This window comes from Exiguobacterium sp. s101, from assembly GCF_018617835.1.
Taxonomy (GTDB): domain Bacteria; phylum Bacillota; class Bacilli; order Exiguobacteriales; family Exiguobacteriaceae; genus Exiguobacterium; species Exiguobacterium marinum.
Genome location: NZ_JACSKX010000002.1, coordinates 122,913 through 143,705, shown reverse-complemented (window position 1 = coordinate 143,705; position 20,793 = coordinate 122,913). Strand labels below are relative to the sequence as shown.

At 49.1% G+C, this 20,793-nt stretch carries 18 protein-coding genes and 1 pseudogene; 8 read left to right on the top strand and 11 right to left on the bottom strand.

The features are described 5' to 3' along the window. Positions 1-145 precede the first annotated feature (145 nt). Complete coding sequence (locus tag KNO76_RS02850; RefSeq protein WP_214882330.1) at positions 146-544, top strand: cytidine deaminase; 399 nt, start codon at positions 146-148, stop codon at positions 542-544. Positions 545-898: 354 nt separating this feature from the next. Here KNO76_RS02850 and KNO76_RS02845 read toward each other — a convergent pair whose 3' ends face one another. Next, positions 899-1,636, bottom strand: a complete 738-nt coding sequence (locus tag KNO76_RS02845; RefSeq protein WP_214878654.1) for a GntR family transcriptional regulator — start codon at positions 1,634-1,636, stop codon at positions 899-901. 143 nt (positions 1,637-1,779) lie between these two features. On the opposite strand from KNO76_RS02845, the gene KNO76_RS02840 reads away from it, so the two are divergent. Next, positions 1,780-3,132: a 6-phospho-alpha-glucosidase gene (locus KNO76_RS02840; RefSeq protein WP_214882327.1), complete on the top strand. Its 1,353-nt coding sequence runs from the start codon at positions 1,780-1,782 to the stop codon at positions 3,130-3,132. Positions 3,133-3,203: 71 nt separating this feature from the next. Next, positions 3,204-4,757, top strand: a complete 1,554-nt coding sequence (locus tag KNO76_RS02835) for a PTS transporter subunit EIIC (RefSeq protein WP_214703217.1) — start codon at positions 3,204-3,206, stop codon at positions 4,755-4,757. Positions 4,758-4,795: 38 nt separating this feature from the next. Here KNO76_RS02835 and KNO76_RS02830 read toward each other — a convergent pair whose 3' ends face one another. Then, positions 4,796-5,686, bottom strand: coding sequence for a helix-turn-helix transcriptional regulator (locus KNO76_RS02830; RefSeq protein ID WP_214882324.1), 891 nt, complete (start codon positions 5,684-5,686; stop codon positions 4,796-4,798). 75 nt (positions 5,687-5,761) lie between these two features. Here KNO76_RS02830 and KNO76_RS02825 point away from each other — a divergent pair, with 75 nt between their 5' ends. Further along, on the top strand, positions 5,762-6,277 hold the full coding sequence (locus KNO76_RS02825) for a dihydrofolate reductase family protein (protein ID WP_214882321.1): 516 nt from the start codon (positions 5,762-5,764) through the stop codon (positions 6,275-6,277). A gap of 237 nt (positions 6,278-6,514) precedes the next feature. Here KNO76_RS02825 and KNO76_RS02820 read toward each other — a convergent pair whose 3' ends face one another. The 8 genes and pseudogenes from KNO76_RS02820 to KNO76_RS02785 form a co-directional block, all read right to left on the bottom strand. Then, on the bottom strand, positions 6,515-6,994 hold the full coding sequence (locus KNO76_RS02820; protein ID WP_251127857.1) for a GNAT family N-acetyltransferase: 480 nt from the start codon (positions 6,992-6,994) through the stop codon (positions 6,515-6,517). A gap of 5 nt (positions 6,995-6,999) precedes the next feature. Then, positions 7,000-7,326, bottom strand: coding sequence for a hypothetical protein (locus KNO76_RS02815; RefSeq protein ID WP_251125136.1), 327 nt, complete (start codon positions 7,324-7,326; stop codon positions 7,000-7,002). A gap of 72 nt (positions 7,327-7,398) precedes the next feature. After that, positions 7,399-8,898 (bottom strand): gluconokinase, encoded by a 1,500-nt coding sequence (gene gntK / locus KNO76_RS02810; protein ID WP_214882316.1) that lies wholly within the window; start codon positions 8,896-8,898, stop codon positions 7,399-7,401. A 16-nt stretch (positions 8,899-8,914) separates the two neighbouring features. Beyond that, a pseudogene (locus KNO76_RS02805) lies at positions 8,915-10,257 on the bottom strand (GntT/GntP/DsdX family permease). A 91-nt stretch (positions 10,258-10,348) separates the two neighbouring features. Beyond that, on the bottom strand, positions 10,349-11,230 hold the full coding sequence (gnd, locus tag KNO76_RS02800; protein ID WP_214882313.1) for a phosphogluconate dehydrogenase (NAD(+)-dependent, decarboxylating): 882 nt from the start codon (positions 11,228-11,230) through the stop codon (positions 10,349-10,351). A 309-nt stretch (positions 11,231-11,539) separates the two neighbouring features. Beyond that, entirely contained in the window at positions 11,540-12,628 is a 1,089-nt protein-coding gene (tnpB, locus tag KNO76_RS02795; protein ID WP_214882310.1) for an IS200/IS605 family element RNA-guided endonuclease TnpB, read from the bottom strand. A gap of 271 nt (positions 12,629-12,899) precedes the next feature. Continuing rightward, positions 12,900-14,105, bottom strand: a complete 1,206-nt coding sequence (locus tag KNO76_RS02790; RefSeq protein ID WP_214882308.1) for an MFS transporter — start codon at positions 14,103-14,105, stop codon at positions 12,900-12,902. A gap of 371 nt (positions 14,106-14,476) precedes the next feature. Continuing rightward, positions 14,477-16,984, bottom strand: a complete 2,508-nt coding sequence (locus KNO76_RS02785) for an EAL domain-containing protein (RefSeq protein WP_353047859.1) — start codon at positions 16,982-16,984, stop codon at positions 14,477-14,479. Positions 16,985-17,093: 109 nt separating this feature from the next. Between KNO76_RS02785 and KNO76_RS02780 the strand changes: the two genes are divergently transcribed. From KNO76_RS02780 to KNO76_RS02765, 4 genes are all read left to right on the top strand, one after another. Further along, complete coding sequence (locus tag KNO76_RS02780) at positions 17,094-17,942, top strand: MurR/RpiR family transcriptional regulator (protein ID WP_214703223.1); 849 nt, start codon at positions 17,094-17,096, stop codon at positions 17,940-17,942. 83 nt (positions 17,943-18,025) lie between these two features. Continuing rightward, a complete protein-coding gene (locus KNO76_RS02775) occupies positions 18,026-18,412 on the top strand; it encodes a hypothetical protein (RefSeq protein ID WP_012727263.1) in 387 nt (128 codons plus the stop codon). Between the two features lie 144 nt (positions 18,413-18,556). Continuing rightward, positions 18,557-19,171, top strand: a complete 615-nt coding sequence (locus KNO76_RS02770) for a flavodoxin family protein (RefSeq protein ID WP_214882306.1) — start codon at positions 18,557-18,559, stop codon at positions 19,169-19,171. A 19-nt stretch (positions 19,172-19,190) separates the two neighbouring features. Continuing rightward, positions 19,191-19,784 (top strand): hypothetical protein, encoded by a 594-nt coding sequence (locus KNO76_RS02765; protein ID WP_214703225.1) that lies wholly within the window; start codon positions 19,191-19,193, stop codon positions 19,782-19,784. 48 nt (positions 19,785-19,832) lie between these two features. Here KNO76_RS02765 and gnd (KNO76_RS02760) read toward each other — a convergent pair whose 3' ends face one another. After that, a complete protein-coding gene (gene gnd, locus KNO76_RS02760) occupies positions 19,833-20,759 on the bottom strand; it encodes a phosphogluconate dehydrogenase (NAD(+)-dependent, decarboxylating) (RefSeq protein WP_274356607.1) in 927 nt (308 codons plus the stop codon). Between the last annotated feature and the right edge of the window lie 34 nt (positions 20,760-20,793).

Here is a 20,793-nt window from a genome sequence, read left to right as displayed (position 1 = left end):
CCTTCTTTTTTTGTTCATTCATGAAAGCGTTTGTAAAAAGTCATTGACTTCTCTTCGGGGTGGGTGTATGCTAAAAATCCTGCCTAAAAATGAGAGGCATGGGGACTGGCATCAGTTCATTCGATATTCGAGAGGAATGACTTAGATGAACCAACAACAATTAGTCGAACGCGCACGCCAATTGAAGGACAATGCGTATTCACCATATTCGAAGTTCCGCGTCGGTGCGGCACTTCTCATGAAGGACGGTACGGTCATCGACGGCGTCAACGTCGAGAACGTTTCGTTCGGAGCAACAAACTGTGCAGAGCGTACAGCGATTTTCACAGCAGTCGCTCAAGGATATAAAAAAGGTGACTTCGAAGCGGTTGCCGTGTCTGGTGACACGGAAGACTTCTTGCCACCTTGCAGCATCTGCCGCCAAGTCATGGTCGAGTTCGGCGATCCTGACTTAAAAGTACTCCTCACAAACGGCAACGCCGATGTGAAAGAAGTGACGCTTGGGGAACTCGTCCCGCTCGCGTTCACGGATTTGGATATGTGATGTTGGGCCCCTCAGATTTCTGAGGGGTTTTCTTATCCAAAAAAGCGAAAAAGCAATCGTGGAATGGCCTGTATGACGTAAAGAAGAAGTTCTGAGAAATCGAGGGCTGCAATCCCATACGACTATCCCTCTTCCTCGCGGGAAGTGACCACTTTTCCACGAACTAGTCGCCATTGACCTTTCAATCGAATCGGTTCATAAAATAGCTTGTTAGAAACCATTTACCTGACGAGTAGTCCTAAAAATGCTGAACGTCTATTCGAATCCGTAAAGCAGCTGGAATAGCATAAGTCTGTAGGATAAATATTGAAGTATATAAGTTAGCATTTCAAAACACCCAGTGAATCGTTGGATTCACTGGGTGTTTGTGGTTTCATGTCTTCTCCCTGCTCGAATGATAAAGCGATATTCTTCACTCTTGAAATAGGTTTCGGTGAACTCAAATCGACTACCGTCCATGAGAAATGAATAAAGTTCGACTTTTAGTATTGGCGTTCGATCGCTCACCTCGAGCATTTCAGCAATTTCTTTCGCCGGTAAGACCGGGATAAATTCTTGAACACTGTCGGCAATCTTCAAGTTCTTGACGTTTTCAATGTAATCGTACTTCGAACGTGTCATTACCTCGTACGTTAAATCCGGGAACAATTGGAGCGGAAGATACGTATCTTCGACAATGAGCGGCTCTCCGTTCGCAAAGCGTAGACGGCGAATGTAGTAGACAAGAGCATCTTCATCGAGTTCGAGTATTTCCCTTATTTTTTCAGTCGGAGGTTGGACGGTGAAAGTGAGTACTTTACTCGTGACTTCCTTTCCTTCCCGTTTCATATCTTCAGTGAAGCTTTTTAATTCGTACATATTATGTTCAATCTTTTCGGATTGCACATACGTGCCGCTCCCTTGTCGCTTCCAAAGTAGACCTTCTTCTTGAAGTAGTTTGACGGCTTGTCGAACGGTGACTCGACTTGCTTTGAATTCCTCGACGAGTTGTGCTTCTGTCGGAATCGCTTCACCGGGCGCCCAATCGCCTGCCTCGATAAACGTGCGCATCTCCTGAGCAATCCGCTGGTATAGCGGAGATTTGGCTTTCATGTGGATAACCTCCTGATCTCATACATTCATTACTCATAGTATACAAAAATAAAACGTTTTCAAAAAGGTGTTGACGACTTAAATAATATGTATTAAATTTGTATTGTAATCAATTAGATATGTATTGAAAGGGGAACGCACATATGAAAACACCACAGCGTCTCGTAGTCGTCGGTGGAGGTAGTACGTACACAATCGGCATGATCATGAGTTTGATTGAGGAGAAAGCACACTTCCCACTTCGTTCCATCACGTTTTACGATACAGATGAATTACGTCAAGAACGTGTCGCGAAAGCAAGTGAAGTCATCTTGCGTGAGCATTATCCAGAACTTGAGTCGTTCGAATACACGACGGACAAAGAATATGCCTTCAAAGATAAGGATTTCTTCTTCGTTCAGATTCGGACAGGTGGCTTGGAGATGCGCGAAAAAGATGAACAGATTCCGCTTCGTCATGGCGTGGTGGGACAAGAAACGTGTGGACCGGGCGGAATGTCATACGGGATGCGCTCAATCGGAGATATGATTGAACTCATCTCTGACATTCGCGCCGGCTCACCGGATGGCTGGATCTTAAACTATACGAACCCTGCTGCGATTGTCGCCGAGGCGCTCAAACGTGCGTACCCGGACGATCAAAAAATATTAAATATTTGTGATATGCCGGCAGCAATTATGGTGAGCTATGCGAAAATTCTAGGTAAAGAGATTTGGGATCTCGTCCCGGAATATTTCGGACTGAATCACTTTGGCTGGTTTACAGGCATCTTTGATAAAGAAGGAAATGAATTAACGGAAGATATCAAACGTGCCATTTTAGAAGACGGCTTCATTCCAGAAGATTCAGAGATTGCGAATGATCCGTCGTGGATCAAGACGTTCAAGCAAGTCGAGAAGATGCTTACAGACTTCCCAGAGTACTTGCCGAACACGTATCTTCAATATTACTTGTATCCATCTGATATGGCAGAAAAAGAGGACGTCACGAACACACGGGCACGACAAGTGATCAACGGCCGTCAAGAACGTGTCTTCTCAATGTGTGACCAAATCATTGCGGACGACTCGCTCGAGAACGTCCACCTAGAAGTCGATATTCACGGTTGTTACATGATTCGAGTTGCGGCATCGTTAGCTTACAATAACGGTGATATTTTCATCGTCATGGTGAAAAATGACGGGATCATTTCGAACTTACCAGACGATGCGATGGTTGAAGTACCGGCGATGCTCACAAATCGTGGTCCAAAACCATTCGCAGTCGGGAAAATCCCACGTTTCTATAAAGGCATGATTGAAGGGCAACTAGCGTATGAGCAACTTGTCGTCGACGCATACTTTGAAAACAGTTATGAGAAGGCACTTCAAGCGCTCACACTCAATCGTACAGTCGTCGATGCACCGGTGGCTCGTCGAATCTTAGATGATTTGATTGAAGAAAACAGAACGTACTGGCCGGAATTAAAATCGGGTGAGACAGTAGCGATGCGGTAACTAGAGAGGGGAGAAAATCCCCTTTCTCATTGTCTAGATTGATAACGCTTACAATATGAGGAGTGAATCGAATGAGTCAATGGTTTGGAGTTTTTCAAAAGTTCGGGAAAGCGCTCATGGTACCGGTCGCTTTGTTGCCGGCTGCCGGAATTTTGCTGGGACTAGGTGCAGCACTCACAGGTCCCTTAGCGGATAGTTGGACTTTTTTACAGAACGGAACGGTAGAAGCAATCAGTGCTGGGATGTTACAAATCGGTCTAAGCATCTTTGCGAACTTACCAATCATTTTTGCCATCGGCGTCGCAGTTGGTTTGTCAGGGGGATCAGGGATTGCCGCACTCGCAGCACTCGTCGGATATGTCATTATGAATACGACAATCTCGATCTCACTTGGCATCACGGCAGAAATGGCTGCTGAGAGTGGGGAATACGGGATGTTACTTGGTATTCCTTCCCTTGAAACCGGTGTGCTCGGAGGGATTGCAGTCGGGTTGCTCGCAGTTTGGGTATATAAAAAGTTCCATACGTTCAATCCGCCAGAAGTGTTAGGGTTCTTTGCAGGTGATCGTTCTGTCGGGATTGTGATGGTCTTCTTCTCCATTTTACTTGGATTTGTCATGATGCTCATTTGGCCACCGATTCAATCGGCATTGACTTCAATGGCAAACGTCATCGCAAGTGATGCGACCAATCCGGCATACGTTGGGTTATATGGAATGTTGGAGCGGTTATTGATTCCGACAGGATTACATCATATTTGGTATGCCCCGTTCCTGTGGACATCTCTCGGTGGAACAGCGACGGTCGGTGATGCGGTAGTGAACGGCGATCAATATATTTTCCTCGCTCAGATTGCTGAAGGTGTTGAAGTGACGGCGGGTCGCTTCATGTCTGGTAAGTTCCCGATCATTATGTTTGGTTTACTCGGGGCGGCGCTCGCGATGTATCGTCAGGCTGATCCGGACAAACGTCCCGTTGTAAGAGGGTTGTTGATTGCCGCAGCCGGTACAGCCTTTTTAACAGGGATCACAGAACCGATTGAGTTCACTTTTTTATTCGTGGCACCAATCCTGTATGTTATCCATAGCGTGTTGACAGGGATTTCCTTCGCGCTCATGTATGCGCTCGATACACATATCGGTTGGGCTGGAGGATCGGGGTTGATTGACTATATTTTAGTAAACGTCTTACCAGGAACACCGCGTTGGTGGATGAATATCGTCGTCGGCATTGGGTTCTTCATCGTTTACTATAGTATCTTTACATTTGCCATCAAGAAGTGGAACTTGGCGACACCTGGTCGAGGTGGACAAGAAGCGAAACTGTATACACGGAAAGATTACAATGATAAAAAGTCAGGTCAGTCAGCGATTCAAACGACAGCACTCGCGATTGAGGAGGCACTTGGGGGCCGAGAGAACATTCTCGATATCGACGCTTGCTTCACACGACTACGTGTTGAAGTGAGAGATGTCTCTCAAATCGATGAAGACGAATTAAAAGCACTTGGGGCGGCGGGAGTCGTCAAAGTGAAAAACAACATTCAAGCGATTTTTGGAGGTCGTTCTGACCTATACAAAAATGAATTGTTACGGATCCACAAAGAAATGGATGAAGCAAACTGACAAATGGCTCAACCTCAAAGGTTGGGCCGTTTCAGTCTTTATACGTATAATGCGGCAAGGCGTTTTGTATGCTCCTTCATCATCTCCCGCAACGCACTCGGCGCCTTGACCTCCACTTCCGCTCCAGCCTTCAACAGCTGTCTCGACAAAAACGGAAGCTCTTCTTTAGGGACAACCCACTCATTCAATTCGTCGATATCGGGTAATATATCTTCAAGTAAACGACGACCGAGTGGCGTCAGTTCGAGTGCAACGGTCACACCGACCCGTTCGTCACTTGCCTGTAGTAATGTCACCAAGTCTTCGGATTCAAACGTTTCTTCCAGCAATTGTACCGCTTCGATGCGATCAACCCGATATTGACGGAGTCCTCGTTCGGAGAGCCCGAAGACGTACCACTTCAAGTCAAGGAGTGCCATGCCGACCGGCGCGACGGTGAACGTGCGTTGTCCTTTAGTCGTTCGATACGCTATCTCTATCTTGTTTCGATGTTCAACCGCCTGATAGGTGTTTTTCGTGAACGGAGCCTTTGGAATCTGTTTGTTCCAGAGCCACAGGATGTTTCGTTCCAAGCGATGAATCTTTGTCTCCAAGTCTTGTGGTAATTCGTTCGCGTACCAGTCGGACAGCGTGTTTCTTATATCACCGAATGGCACGTCGGGGATTTGTTCCATCCATTTGAGCGTGAGATAAAGGGCGACTGCTTCTTGTTCGCGGAGGTGGAGTGGCGGCAACAAGCGATTCGGTAACATCTCATAGCCCCCACCAATCCCGGGCACGCTCCAAATCGGATACCCGAGTTCTTCAAGTGACAGCATATCTCGTTGAATCGTGCGGATGGAGGCGCCTGTCTCTTGAGACAGTTCTTCTGCGGTAACACGTCGTCCACGATTGAGTAGCCGAATCAGTTGTAAATGTCTTTTTTTCATCGTGACCATTCCCGTCATCTTTTGTCGTGTTTATTCGTTAAGCTGACTATATCACGAATCAAGGAGGAAGATACGATGCCAAATGTAGTGTTATATATTGCGATGAGTTTAGACGGAAAGATTGCTCGGTCGAACGACCAGCTCGATTGGTTGTACGCGGTGGAGGGAGATGGGGACAACGGGTATGCAGAATTTTTCAAAACGATTGGTGCCGTCATCATGGGACGGAAGACGTATGAGGAAGTATTGCAACTCTCAGAAGAATATCCGTATCCAAATATCCCGAACTATATTTTGACACGTCAGCTTGACCGTGAAGCCAAGCATGTCACGTTCACGGATGAACCAATCGAAGAATTGATTGATCGGTTGAAAGGAGAAGTCGATCAAGATATCTGGCTCATCGGTGGTGGGAAAGTCATCAAAGCGGCGATGGAACATGAGTTGATTGACCGTTATGAGATTGCGATTGCGCCGGTCGTGTTAGGGGAGGGAATCCCTCTCTTTCCAGAAGGCACAAAAGAGACGAAACTTCAACTGACGAATCAGCGTGCATCCGGTCAATTTGTGATGGTGACATATCAAAACTAAATTTGAGTCGAGTCCAATCAAGGCTCGATTTTTTGGTGGTATGTAGAATGATAATAATCGACTTACTTTGAATAAGCACGGAATTCATATCTCCGTCTCAATTGGTATTGCCAATGGGAAGAGGAAGTATCTTTATATGATGTGTTTTTTACGAGAAGTTGGAGACACAAGGTGAATCACAGTCGTCTTTTCATTTATCCCTTGAGTCAAAATAAGCGACCTATGTAACCGACCTAATCACACATCCGAGACACCGAGCTGATAAATCTGTTCATCCATCTCTGTCGTGAGATAAGTGAAGTTCAATTTTCTCAATAATGCGATGGACGCCACGTTCTCCTCTAAGACACCGGCTTTGAACGCTTCCGCTCCTCGGTCGGCCAAGTGACGAATCAACTCCGACATCACCTCGAACGCATAGCCTTTTCGAGCGTGAGTGGGCGAAATCGTGTAACCGCTCCAATATGTTGTACCTTCCTGCTGGATATACACATCCCCTATCAGTTCACCGGTCACTTGGTCGATGATGGCGAGTTGCGCGCCTTGAAGAAGCGATTGTTCGCCGAGTAGGGCGTTTTCGTATTCTACGTAGCTAAGTCCTTTGAATGACTGATGCTTCATCCAGTCCAAGTCGTTCCGATACGTCGTGAACGACTCGATGTCTTGTCGTTCAAACGGACGGATGAGACAGCGGGTTGTCGTAAGTGTTATGGTCATATCATTCAAACCATCTTCTTTTCTTTTTTGAATAGACCGACCAATAGAAGAGCAAGACCACTAAAGAAAATCACAGGAAAAATGAACCACATGATTAGTGCGGCCCAACCGTTCTGCACACTCATTGCGTAGGAGAGTCCGATTGAAAAGGCCAAGGCCGGTGAAATAGGAATCATGAGAGCGACTCCCCATATTTTAAATTTTGTGTTTCGTGATTCGCCCGTACTAAACCAATACGCCACGAACGCGCCTATACTTGCGATGAGATATCCGATTGCGATCGCCAATTCCATCAATCCCTTCTTTACTTTCCACAGTTCAATCTCGCTCATATGTTCCACACTTGTAACGAAATCTCCTGTTCCCATTCAAAAAACCGAGCCCTTGAAGGACTCGGTTTGTCTTCATACATGCTTCCGCTGAAAGGCTGAAATGGCTTCATATTCTTCCGATAGATGACGCGACAGACGAATGTAGATTGGCAAGAGTTCGCGATATACGTTCGTTGCTTCCATGTTCGGTGCATGCTCATGGGTCACTTGCGGAACCTCTTGAAACTCCTGAATGTCCCCAAAGGCATACTCCCCGAGCATGACGGCCCCGAGGCATGAACTTTCGTGACTTTCCGGCACGACGACCGGCGTATCGAAGATGTCTGCCATCATCTGGCGCCATAGGCTCGACTGGGCGAATCCACCCGTCGCATGAATCCGGTTCGGTGCGCCCGTCAACTCGTCGAGTGCGAGCATGACCGTATAGAGATTAAAGATGACACCTTCTAACACAGCACGGATGAAGTGTTCGCGTTTATGGTGAATGCTGAGTCCGAAGAAGGAACCACGGGCGTTCGAATCCCAAAGTGGTGCCCGTTCACCCATCAAATACGGATGGAACAAGAGACCGTCCGCACCTGGTTTGACCGTTTCTGCGATTCGGGTCAACACGTCGTACGCATCAATCCCGAGTCGTTTCGCCGTCTCGACCTCACTTGCCGCGAACTCGTCACGGAGCCAACGGAGGATGATGCCACCGTTATTGACGGGTCCACCGATTACCCAATGTTTGTCCGTCAGTGCATAACAGAAGATGCGACCTTTCGGGTCTTCGACAGGCTCCGAGACGACCGTTCGAATGGCGCCACTCGTCCCGATTGTCACGGCGACAACACCTTGTTCGAAGGCACCGACACCGAGATTTGAGAGTACGCCGTCGCTTGCCCCGATGACGAGCGGGAAGTCAAAACCGAGTGTCTCGGTCACGTCAGGCGTCACGTGTAAAATTTCTGTCGTCGGAACGAGTTTTGACAGACGATCTGGCGTCATACCGGCGATTTCGAGTGCTTCAGCATCCCAATCCCGTTGTTTCAAATTGAATAGTCCCGTCGCTGAAGCGATGGAGTGGTCGACGACGAAGCGTCCCGTCAACCGATAGAAGACATACTCTTTGATGGAGACGAACTTATCTGTCTGTTCAAACACATCCAGATGTTCCGCCTTCAGCCAACGTAACTTCGACAGCGGAGCCATCGGATGAACGGGTGTGCCGGTACGCATATGGAGAGCGCTCGCATCAAAGTCGCGTTTGATTTCTTGCGTATACGGATTCGCACGACTGTCGGCCCATGTGATGCTGTTTGTGAGCGGACGTCCTAATGCGTCGAGTGCGATCAAGCTGTGCATCGCTGAACTGAATGATGCGAAGCGAATCGGACCATCCGCTTTGGCGCGGACCGCCGAGACGGCTTCGAGCACGGCCCCATAGATGACGACCGGATCTTGCTCGGCCGTCTCCGTACCGGGCGTGAGAAGCGGGTACAACACGTTATGTACCGCCAGTTGTTGATGACCGTTGAACAGGACAGCTTTCGTACTCGTCGTCCCGATATCGACCCCAATCGTAAACACATAATCACTTCCTAACTTAGATGATAAATAGACTAATCAAGAACACGACGGCGAAGCCGGTGAGTCCGATAATCGTTTCCATGATCGTCCATGACTTGAGCGTGTCTTTCACATCGAGACCGAAGTAACGGTTGACGAGCCAAAAACCTGAATCGTTGACGTGCGAGAGGACAATCGCTCCTGAGGCGATGGCGATGACGATCAAACCGAGTGCCGCGCCCGTGATGTTTTGGATTTCGAGTAGCGGTGTGATGAGTCCCGCTGCTGTGACCATCGAGACCATTGCCGACCCTTGGGCGACACGGACGACCGTTGCAATCAAGAAGGCGAGGACGATTGCCGGAAGTGGTGAACCGGCCATCATTTCACCGAGGACGTCACCGACACCTGAGTCGATGAGTACTTGTTTGAACACACCACCGGCCCCTGTGACGAGGATGATGATCCCGGCTGGTTCGAGTGCTTTCGTTGCGATTTCTTGAACCTCGTCACGTGAATACCCACGGCGTGTCCCGAGGAAGACGAACGTGAGAAGCGTCGCGATCGTCAAGGAAACGAATGGATGTCCGAGGAACGTCAAGAAATCACGGACGGCGTTGCTTTCGTCCAAGAGTCCGCAGAGAGCGTGTTCGCTAAAATCAACACGAGCGGGATCAAGATGAGCGACAAGATCTTTTTGAAGCTCGGCAATTCTTTCGATGTATCGATTTCTTTGAATTCCATGTAATCCGGAATCGTCACATGAATCTTCTTAGCAATATACTTCCCAAAAACAGGACCTGCTAAAATCATGGATGGAATCCCGGCGAGGACACCGAACAAGATGACCCATCCGAGGTCAGCACCAATCAAGTTGGCCACGGCGATTGGACTAGGTGTCGGTGGGATGAAGCTATGCGTGACTGCAAGACCTGCGAGGAGCGGAATCCCGTAGTAGAGAAGCGAACGTCCCGTCTTTTTGGCGAGACCGTATACGATTGGGACGAGAATGATGAATCCAACATCAAAGAAGACCAGGACGGCGACGATGAAGCCTGTAATCCCGAGTGCCCATTGCGCTTTATCTTCTCCGAACTTACTGACGATCGTCTGGGCGAGGCGTTCCGCTCCACCTGACACCTCGAGCATCTTCCCGAACATCGCACCGAGACCGACGACGACGGCGACGAAGCCGAGCGTTCCGCCCATCCCGCTCTGGATGGAAGCGATGACGTCCCCGAGTGGCATGCCGGCCGCGACCCCGACGATGAGACTGACAAGTAACAATGAAACGAATGCATGAAGCTTTGTGCGAATGACTAAAAATAAAAGCAAGAAGATCCCGGCTAAAGCGATCAAAATAAGTGTTGAGCCAGACATTGAGTGTTCCCCATAAATTCCGAATATGTAACCGTTTACAGTTTCTTACAAAGGAAAAGGCCAACTCCCCCGTGACCTTTTCAAACATTCCTTACTTCTTGACGACCGCGTGGCCACCGAACTCATTGCGAAGCGCGGCGACGACTTTTCCAGAGAACGTGTCATCTTCGAGTGAACGGTAGCGCATCATGAGCGAAAGGGCGATAACCGGTGCCGCTGCCTGAAGTTCGAGTGCTGTCTCGACCGTCCATTTTCCTTCACCGGACGAATGCATGACCCCACGAATCTCATCAAGCTTCGCATCTTTCTTGAAAGCATTCTCTGTGAGCTCCATGAGCCAAGAACGGACGACCGAGCCGTGGTTCCAGACACGTGCGACTTGTTCGTAGTCGTAATCGAACGGGCTCTTCTCTAGGATGTCAAATCCTTCTGCGATCGCCTGTATCATCCCGTACTCGATTCCGTTGTGGATCATCTTCAAGAAGTGACCGCTTCCGGCAGGGCCTGTATAGAGGTAACCGTTCTCGACAGACAAGTCTTTAAAGATCGGTTCGATCGTCGGCCACGCGTCCGCGTCACCCCCGACCATCGTACAGGCACCGTTTCGTGCACCGTCCGTCCCACCGCTCGTCCCGCAGTCGAAGAACTTGATGTCCTTCTCAGCAAAGTGTTCGGCGCGTGCGACCGATAGTTTGTAGTTCGAGTTTCCTCCGTCGATGACGATGTCGCCCGGTTCGAGTCGCTCATACAATTCGGCGAGCACGGATTCTGTGACGTCTCCGGCCGGGACCATCGCCCAGATGACACGTGGCGTCGACAAGTTGCTAACAACATCCTCGAGTGTCGGCACGATTGTGAACGCGTCCGATGTGACGTCCCCGACGTCCGTCCCGACGACCGTGTGTCCGTGGTCACTTAAGTTGAGTGCCAAGTTGTACCCCATCTTTCCTAAACCAATCAAACCAATTTCCATATTGTCACCTCTGAAAAAGAATTTTTTTCCGTCTCTGCATCCATCATATCAAAATAAATTCGATTTACAAGTCGAATCGCGGAATTTTTTTCGAGTAATGCAAAAAGAGCGTCCCGGCTTAATTCGTAGGCGGGACGACGGACAGGCACTCTTATATAGATACAAGAACGAACGATCAATCTTTGAGAGTGAACTACTCGCCACTTATTTGCTTCACAAATTGAAGGGGGAGCTTCTTGGGAAGACCGTGCTCTTACCAGCCACGGTTATGGACCAAGCTCGTCGGGCAGTCCCTGCCCTGAATGGTTGTCAGTCGGCTAACATCACTAGGTTGATGCTCGCGTTGATGTCACGGTCATGATGCGCGCCACAGGCACACGTCCATTCACGGACATCGACCGTCTTCTTCTCGCCTTTTACTCCGCAAGTGGAACAGATCTGGATCGATGCGAACCAAGGGTCTGCCTTGATGAGTGTCCGTCCATAGAAGTTTGATTTATATTCGAGTTGACGGACGAACTCGTACCAACTGACATCCCCGATGGACTTGGCGAGCTTATGGTTTTGGATCATATCCTTCGACTTCAATATCTCCACGACGATGATTTGGTTCTCGTCAACGATCCGTCTCGACAGTTTGTGAAGGAAGTCCTTGCGTTGGTTGGCAATCTTTTCGTGTTTCTTAGCTAAAAGTAATTTGGCCTTTTCACGATTCTTGCTTCCGATCTTCTTTCGCGACAGCGCCCGTTGCGCCTTCTTGACCTTCGCTTCGGACTTACGAAGGAAACGTGGGTTTTCGATTTTCTCCGATACCATCGCGTCGTTCGTCATGACGGCGAAATGTTCCAAACCGAGATCGATTCCGACCTTGTTCTCGGCTGGGATCCATGGTGCATCGTCCTGTTTGACGAGGATGGAGATGAAGAACTTGCCTGTCTTGGTCATCGAGACCGTCGCCGACCGGATGACGCCCTCGAACGGGCGATGTTGGGTGAACCGCACGAACCCGACCTTCGGCAGCCGGACTTTTCCCGCCTCGATGCGGATCGTGCCATGCTGGTTGTTCGTCGTGTAGGAGGCGCGCGACCGTCGTCTCGATTTGAACACCGGTAAGCCACCCGTCCCGGCGAAGAACTTCGCGAACGCGGTGTTGAGGTTCAGCTTCGCGTTCGCGAGCGCGAGGCTGTCCGCCTCGGCGAGGAACGGGAACAGGGGCTTGTAGGAGGCGGGTGTCGCCGGTTTCCGTCTCGTTCCGCTTCCCGCTTTCGCCTCCTCGCGGATGGCGATGCGGTCCTCGAGTAGCTTGTTGTAGATGAATCGGGCGCAGCCGATCGTCCGGACTAGGAACTCGGCCTGTACAGGCGTCGGGTGGAGCCTGTATGTGTAGCCTTTCAGCATGTCCGTCCCTCCTCCCTCCAGCAGATCGTGATATGTCTTCCTCATCCGATACCCGCGAAGGGGGATGGAAAATCTGACGGAATCACGAACTTTTGTTCGTCATATCTGTCACAAGGGGAAAAGATGTTTGGACCGGACGATTCATCTCCCACCTACGCTAAGCTTCGCCCCGAGACGCTTAGAGGAGGGAGAATTCTCGCCTACTTTTGTTAAATAAAATTCCCGAAATGCGATACAGGCGTTGATTAGTAACAAAGTGATTGCGGTAACCTTAAGACGAAACTTTCATTTGGTTCAGCCTGTCAAATAGCTTCGCATACAGCCCCATACCGATGAGTGCCGACAGCAAGATGAATGTGAACACAGCGAGCGGGGAGAGAAATCCTGATGCAAATACCGTCACCGGTGCGAGGAACTTGCCGATTGTGTTTTGGAGCGTATCGGTCGCGAGGTATTGTCCACGTGACTCGATCGGTGCATAGTGACTAACGAAACTCTGACTGACGGGAGAACGAATCAGCTCCCCGAACGTGAACATGGTCGTGACGATGAGCAAGTACCAGATATTTGATGAGAAGGCGACGAGAAACGTCCCGAAACCTCCTAGGAAAGTCGACAATAGTAAAACACGCCGTTCGTCCCACGCCCGAAACACACGTGTGACAGGAATGATGAAGACGACGAACAAGAGGCCGTTATATGCGACGAGCCAGCCGAATAAGACTGTATTCGAGACGTTGAACGTGGCCGGAGTTTGTTCAATCAAATAGACAGGTAAATACACGTCTAGCTGCATGATTGGGATTAAGGCGAATACGCCAGCAATCAGATAGAGGCGGAAAAGCGGGTCAATCAAAATCGTCGCATACGACCGCCCTTGGGTGAAAAATGTCGTTGCGACCGTCTTCTCGGTCGAGACCGGTCGTGTCTCACTGGTTAGAACCGCGAGCAAACCACCGTAACCAAAAAGAACAAGGGCGCAGCCGAGGAGGAGCGCCTGACGATACTCGAAAAAGAGGACCGCACCAAGAAGCGGACCGAGAACAGCACCGATATTGTTCGAAGCCATAAACGTCGCGAATACATTTCGTAAATGTTCAGCCGGAACGAGGTCGGCGACCATCGCCGAGCTGGCCGGTTTGTAGATGGCACCCATAAAACCGATGCTGATGTAGGTGATGTAATCGACATAGGCGTTCGTTGATAAAGCGAAAACGAGGAATAGGAAACCTTGTGAGAACGTCCCGGCGAGCATGACGGGGCGGCGACCAATCTCATCTGCAAGCGAACCGCCAATCAAGCTGCCGACTAGCAGGAACAACGGTGGCACGGCCATGAGTAGTCCGGCTAGCTCAACACCGAGCGTCCGGGCGAAATAGACGGTGATGAATGGAAAGTACATCCAAAACAAGAGGTTGAATAAGCCTTCGCCGAATAAGCGGACTTTCAGATTGAGGTCCCAACGGTATAATTCCATAGATATGCTCCTTTCAAGAGTCTCTCTTTAATGTAAGAGGTCGTGGAGAGAAAGAATAGACTTATGTTGCGGGATTTGCTAGACTAAAAATAGAAAAAGCGAATATATAGGCGCTTGTTTGCGTTGTACTATAAAACGAACGTATGTTTGTAAAATGACCTCCGAGATAATCATCGGAGGTCATTTTTATTGTGTCGTCTTCATCGTTTTAAAGCTATGGGCGAAAGATCCCTCAAATAGCTCGTCATTTTCAGGCAACAATTTTCCAATCATCGAGAGGTGTCGGGTAACCTGTGCGCATTGCTCGGTGTGACTCAGCAATCGTCAAAATCCTAGTAAAAAATCGACCCCCGTCATGGAGGTCGAATGAATCAACTCGATGATGTTTTCTTATATTGTTGGAAGAAGACTTCGATTTCTTCAGCCGGCAACGGACGATTGTAAAAATATCCTTGCGCCTGATTACATGATTCGGCTTTCAGGAAGGCGACTTGATGCGCTGTTTCGACACCTTCTGCGATGACGTTCAAGTCGAGCTCGTGCGCCATCCGAATGATCGTTTTGACGAGTGCCGCGTCCTTCTCGTCGCTCTCGATATTTTTCGTGAAGTGCTGGTCGATCTTGAGCGTATCAATCGGGAACAGCTTCAAGTAGCTGAGAGATGAATACCCGGTTCCGAAATCATCGATGGAGAGATGGACCCCAAGGGCGACGAGTTCATGCATCGTCTCGATGGCCCGGTCTGCACTTTGGATAACGCTTTCTGTCAACTCCAGTTCTAAATACTCTGCCTCGAGACCGGATGCGGCGAGAGCACGACTGACGACTTCCGGTAAATCTTTCTGGGCAAACTGGATGGCCGAGATATTGACGGCGACCCGGAACGGAGGAATCCCTGCATCTTGCCATGCCTTATTTTGGCGACACGCCTCATTTAAGACGAACTCGCCGAGGCGGTGGATACTTCCTGTCTCTTCAGCGATCGGAATGAACTCCCCAGGAGAAATCATCCCGAACTCTGGATGATTCCAGCGAACGAGCGCTTCCATGCCAATAACAGTCTCCGATTCTAACTGAATTTGAGGTTGATAGTGAACAGTGAATTCGCCACGACCGAGCCCTTTACGGAGTGCCATCGATAAGTTCGAACGACGGGACACCGACTCATTCAATTCATTGGTGAAGAACTGATAGCCATTTTTCCCGTCTGCTTTTGCCCGATACATGGCGATGTCGGCGTTTTTAATCAACTCATCGGCCGTGTCTCCATCTGACGGATGGAGGCTGATGCCAATCGAGGCACCGGTGAACACTTCCTCGTTCTCAAGCTCGAACGGAGGATGGAGGACGTTAATCAACTCCTGGGCGTGATGGGCCGCCAAGTTACTTTTCGTATGCGGCGACAAGATGATGAACTCATCTCCACCGAGACGTGCGAGCGTGTCCGATGTTTGAATCGTCGATTGGAGGCGGGTCGTGACTTGTTTCAAGAAATGGTCGCCGATCGAATGACCGAAGCGGTCGTTGATGACTTTGAAATTGTCCAAGTCGATATAGAACAAGGCGAATTGTTCAGATTGGCCTTGACCGAGTAATGCATTAAGCCGATCACTGAATAGGCGGCGGTTCGGGAGACCGGTGAGCGGGTCCAAATAGACGAGGTCGTTGATTTGTGCCTCGATTCGTTTCCGTTCACTGATGTCACGGATGATGCTACTGAAAAAGATGCCCTTTCCCGTCTTCCATGTCCCGAGAGACATCTCAATCGGTACTTCGGCACCATCTTTTCGTAATCCGATGAGTTCCACTGTTTGACCGATCACACGTTTTTCACCCGTTGTCTCGTAACGTTTCATGCCACGTTCGTGCGCTTCTTGGAAGCGCTCTGGGATGATGGTGGCCATCGACTGTCCAATCACCTCTTTAGATGTGTACCCGAACAAGTCGGTCGCCCCTTGGTTCCACTGAAGGATGGTGCGATTGTGATCGGCGACGATGATGGCATCGGAGGCAGATTCGATGATGGATTCGAATTTTAATTCTAGTTCTTCCGACTGTGCCTCGAGTTGTGATGCCGTCCGGAGCGAGATGTACATCAAGATGAATAGTGTCATGACGCTCGCCGCGATGACATAGGCGAGGAGGGTGCGATCGATCGCATAGCCACTCAAAGGCTGAGCGACTCCTTCCATCGGGGTGAAACGGGCTGCGCCCATCCCGACATAATGCATGCTAGAAACGGCAACCCCAATCAAGACCGAACTGGCTAGACGGCGCCAATGAAACCTTGAGACGTTTGGGATATAAAAGAGAATATATAGTCCGACGAGCGACGCAACGAAGGCGGCGATGGCAGATGCAATCCACATGATGGGGTCGTATGTGAGGATGGCGTTCATTTGCATCGCTTCCATCCCGATGTAATGCATGGAGACGATGCCGACGCTAATCAAGAAGGCACCGAAGACGAGCTGGATGGGTCGTGTCTCCGGATGGCTGATCATCCAAAAGGCAAGTCCGGAAGCGACGACGGCCGGCACGATGGATAATAGTACGATGCCGAGATGGTACGTCACATCATCGTGCAAGTGAAACGCCAGCATACCGATGAAGTGCATGGCCCAAATGCCGAGACCGAGGCTGAAGGCACCAGCGACGACCCACCTGAGTCGCGAGGCGTGCTTCGCATATTTCAAACGACTGCTAATATCGAGAGCGACACCGGCAGCGAAGATGGCGACAGCGATGGAAAGAATGACGAGTGGGAAGTTATATGAGCTACTCAGGTGATGTTCGATGAGAAACAGTCCTTTCAATTTCAAATGGTACAAAGAATGAATGAAAAAGTGCTTTATTAGAGTAGCACACTCGGGAATCACGCTTCTTGCCTACTTTTGTAAGGTGGGTCAATCATTTGCATGAATCACACATTGCGGAATTTTTTTCGAAACGGTATCGTTAGATGAAGAAGAGAAAGGGTGATGCTTGATGGAAAAGATGAACGGGACGGCTCACATCCGTGGCGCCTATTCGACACTGAGTAAGAAAGAACAACGCATTGCCGACTATATCTTGAAACAACCCGAAAAAATTATCCACCATACAATCAATCAAGTGGCAGAAGACCTCGACGTGGCGGAATCTACCGTGTTCCGTTTTTGTCAGCGGGTCGGATTCAAGGGCTACCAGGCGTTAAAGATTGCCCTCGCCTCGGATGTCGTCGCACCGTTGCAAGATATTCATGAAGATATCACGGAGATGGACACGGCGCTTGAAGTTGCCGAAAAAATTTTTTCGACGAACGGGAAGACGATTGAGTCGACTCGTCAGATTTTAGAGGCGTCTTCACTCGAAAAAGCGATTGAGCTGTTTCTCACAGCACGTCGCATCGAATTTTTTGGGAGCGGCGGGTCGGCCGTCGTCGCACTGGACGCCTATCATAAGTTTGTCCGGAGTGGGCTTCAGGTGAGCGCAATCCTTGAATCGCATATGCAACTCATGTCGGCTTCGCAATTGACGACAGAAGACGTAGCCGTCGTCATCTCGCACTCCGGTGCCTCAAAAGAGACGCTCGACATCGCAAAGCTCCTAAAAGAGAAGGGTGTACCGATGATTGCGATTACGAACTATGCGAAGTCACCGCTTTCTAAATTTGCGGACGTATCACTCTACACGGTGTCTCAAGAGACGGCGTTTCGTTCGGAGGCGCTTGTCTCTCGAATCGCTGAACTCAGTCTTGTCGACGCACTGTTCACAACCGTCATGATGCGGCGCGGTGAAGCGGCTCGCACCTCTCTTCAGCAGATGAGTGAAGCGATTTCGCTACGTCGAATTTGAGTGAAACAGGGTTAACTTCTACAAAAAGGTGGAAATTATAAACCCTGAGAGCAAAGCGAGGCTTAGAGAGAGAAGGTGGACCGATGAACCATATTGATTTTTTATCTTCCGACCACTACAACGAGTTCAAACGGTTGGCACAACGGCTCACGGATCCGGGCAGTACCGGTCGAGAATATTTCGCCGCGCTGTATGTGATTGCGGGAAACACCCATGTTCGTGAACGGTTGCTTCCTTATATGGATTTAGAAGCAGGGAAGATCCGGACCTCGACCATCATCGATGACAATACGTTCGATAAACGAGAATTTGTGCTCACCAAGCTCGTCATCCATCTGTATAACTCAAAAGAATGGGTCCTTCCGACCGAGTTGATTGCCTTGCCGGAAGAAGACTATAAGTTGGCGATGCAAGCAATCACGCTATGCCGCAATGAACAATTTGACGGGGTCACGATCCCGAACGACTGAGGACACCCTGTTCCTTTGACGGGGTGTTTTTTTGTTGAGAACGGGTGTGATGATATTTTGTATATGACGGCCGATTTAATCAGGTATAAAAACTTTTGGAAAGGGAACAGCTAATTGTGTTGACTCATTTGAAGGAGGGATTAGATGAAAGCTCTATTCTTGAACTGTACGTTAAAAGGTGGCGACACGACGTCGCATACGGAAGGGTTGATTCGTGATATCTTGCCACACTTCGATTTACTCGGGGTCGAATCAGAAATCGTTCGCATCGTCGACTATAATGTTTCTTTTGGGGTGACGGAGGACGAAGGAAACGGGGATGAATGGCCACGGATTTTTGAGAAGGTGAAAGAGTCAGACATCGTCGTCATCGGCACACCACTTTGGCTCGGTGAGAAGAGCAGCGTTGCGACACAAGTGATTGAACGGTTATACGGTGGTAGCGGGCTGACGAACGAGTTAGGACAGGCGATCTACTACAACAAAGTCGGTGGGGTCGTCGTCACGGGGAATGAAGACGGGGCGAAACATGCGTGTGCCGGCATTCTTTATGCTTTGTCGCATATTGGCTTCACCGTGCCACCGAACGTCGACACGTATTGGGTCGGGGAAGCAGGACCAGGTGACTCATATATCGATGCCGGGCGCGACAACGAGTTCACGAAGTCACATGGGGAAACGATGGCGTATAATCTCGTGCATTTTGCGCGCATGTTGAAGGCACACCCAATCCCGGCAGAAGGAAACAAGATGGAATAAAACATACGGAGGAACAACCATGAACACCTTTCCGAGTAAGACTCAATATTATCAAATGATTGAACTCTTTGAGAAAGCAAATCGGAACTTTCTAAATGACCATCTCATGTTACTAGAAAGTCGGGTTTCTGAAAGGACAATGTGTGGTCAGCTCCAAATCAATATCAATGATTTAATTAAGGGCGATGAGTTTTATGAAGGATATTATGTAGACGTCGAATACAATAGAAATGTGGGAAGAAGGGGTAAGAGAATCCGGAATGATCGATTCGAAAAAGTGAATATCAATTGTGATTTAATTGTGCACAGTCGAGGGAAGGATTTGGAACAGGATAATCTAATCGCCATTGAGATGAAAAAAGTCGAGCAAAGAAGTTTAAGAAAGGAAGAAGAAATTGTTAAAGATAAAGAGCGCTTAATGGCGTTGACTCGACCGAGTTATGGTGAAGATTGGCGATACGATGGTGAAAATTTACCTGATTTCGTATGTCGATTTATATTAGGTGTCTATTATGAAATCAATTATATAAACCGTAAGATATATATTCAATATTATCGGAGTGGAGAAATGGTGGATGATCGAGTCATTGACTTTGCTGAGATTGGATTATAAAGAAGAGCCTCACCTTGATTCAATCAGGTGAGGCTTCATTAACGTGTATTACTCTTTCTTCTCCACTGCATGCCCACCGAACTCATTCCTGAGCGCGGCGACGACTTTCCCTGAGAACGTGTCGTCTTGTAGCGAACGTTGTCGCATCATGAGAGAGAGGGCGATGACCGGTGTCGGCACGTCATACTCGAGTGCCGTTTCGACTGTCCATTTCCCTTCTCCTGACGCATGCATGACTCCTCGAATATCATCGAGCTTCGCATCTTTCGAAAATGCGCTTTCGGTCAGCTCCATCAACCAAGAACGGATGACCGATCCATGATTCCATACGCGTGCGACATCCTCATACTCATAGTCGAACGGGCTTTTTTCGAGCACTTCGAACCCTTCGGCAATCGCCTGCATCATCCCGTACTCAATCCCGTTATGCACCATTTTCAAGAAGTGACCACTTCCGCTTGGCCCCGCGTAAAGATATCCCTGGTCGGTCGAGACGTCTTGAAAGAGTTGCTCGATTTTTCCGAACGCCTCCATATCGCCCCCGATCATCGTACACGCTCCGTGACGGGCTCCTTCCATGCCACCACTCGTCCCGACGTCAAAGAAATATATGAGTTTTTCTTTGAAATGGTCGGCGCGCCGCATCGACTCTTTATAGTTCGAGTTCCCTCCGTCGATGACGATATCACCAGGTGAGAGGGCGTCATACAAGTCGTTGAGTACATGCTCGGTCACTTCGCCAGCTGGTACCATCACCCAGATGACACGTGGTGCCTGAAGCGCCGAAACGACTTCTTCTAGCGATGATTTTGTTTCAAATTGACTCGTTGACACATTTCCCGGGTCATAGCCATGGACGTGATGTCCATTGTCCGTTAAATTCAGAGCCAGGTTCAGTCCCATTTTACCAAGTCCAATCATGCCGATTTCCATTCGTTCCACCCCATTTTTAAAATTTACTCTTCTATAGGGCATACCCGAAATACAGCTTGCTCAAAAGGACAGGTTG

Coding starts and splice junctions, on each gene's coding strand:
- KNO76_RS02850 (WP_214882330.1), top strand. CDS start 146: ATGAACCAACAACAATTAGTCGAACGCGCACGCCAATTGAAGGACAAT.
- KNO76_RS02845 (WP_214878654.1), bottom strand. CDS start 1,636: ATGAAAGCCAAATCTCCGCTATACCAGCGGATTGCTCAGGAGATGCGC.
- KNO76_RS02840 (WP_214882327.1), top strand. CDS start 1,780: ATGAAAACACCACAGCGTCTCGTAGTCGTCGGTGGAGGTAGTACGTAC.
- KNO76_RS02835 (WP_214703217.1), top strand. CDS start 3,204: ATGAGTCAATGGTTTGGAGTTTTTCAAAAGTTCGGGAAAGCGCTCATG.
- KNO76_RS02830 (WP_214882324.1), bottom strand. CDS start 5,686: ATGAAAAAAAGACATTTACAACTGATTCGGCTACTCAATCGTGGACGA.
- KNO76_RS02825 (WP_214882321.1), top strand. CDS start 5,762: ATGCCAAATGTAGTGTTATATATTGCGATGAGTTTAGACGGAAAGATT.
- KNO76_RS02820 (WP_251127857.1), bottom strand. CDS start 6,994: ATGACCATAACACTTACGACAACCCGCTGTCTCATCCGTCCGTTTGAA.
- KNO76_RS02815 (WP_251125136.1), bottom strand. CDS start 7,326: ATGAGCGAGATTGAACTGTGGAAAGTAAAGAAGGGATTGATGGAATTG.
- gnd (WP_214882313.1), bottom strand. CDS start 11,230: ATGGAAATTGGTTTGATTGGTTTAGGAAAGATGGGGTACAACTTGGCA.
- tnpB (WP_214882310.1), bottom strand. CDS start 12,628: ATGCTGAAAGGCTACACATACAGGCTCCACCCGACGCCTGTACAGGCC.
- KNO76_RS02790 (WP_214882308.1), bottom strand. CDS start 14,105: ATGGAATTATACCGTTGGGACCTCAATCTGAAAGTCCGCTTATTCGGC.
- KNO76_RS02780 (WP_214703223.1), top strand. CDS start 17,094: ATGGAAAAGATGAACGGGACGGCTCACATCCGTGGCGCCTATTCGACA.
- KNO76_RS02775 (WP_012727263.1), top strand. CDS start 18,026: ATGAACCATATTGATTTTTTATCTTCCGACCACTACAACGAGTTCAAA.
- KNO76_RS02770 (WP_214882306.1), top strand. CDS start 18,557: ATGAAAGCTCTATTCTTGAACTGTACGTTAAAAGGTGGCGACACGACG.
- KNO76_RS02765 (WP_214703225.1), top strand. CDS start 19,191: ATGAACACCTTTCCGAGTAAGACTCAATATTATCAAATGATTGAACTC.
- gnd (WP_274356607.1), bottom strand. CDS start 20,759: ATGCCCTATAGAAGAGTAAATTTTAAAAATGGGGTGGAACGAATGGAA.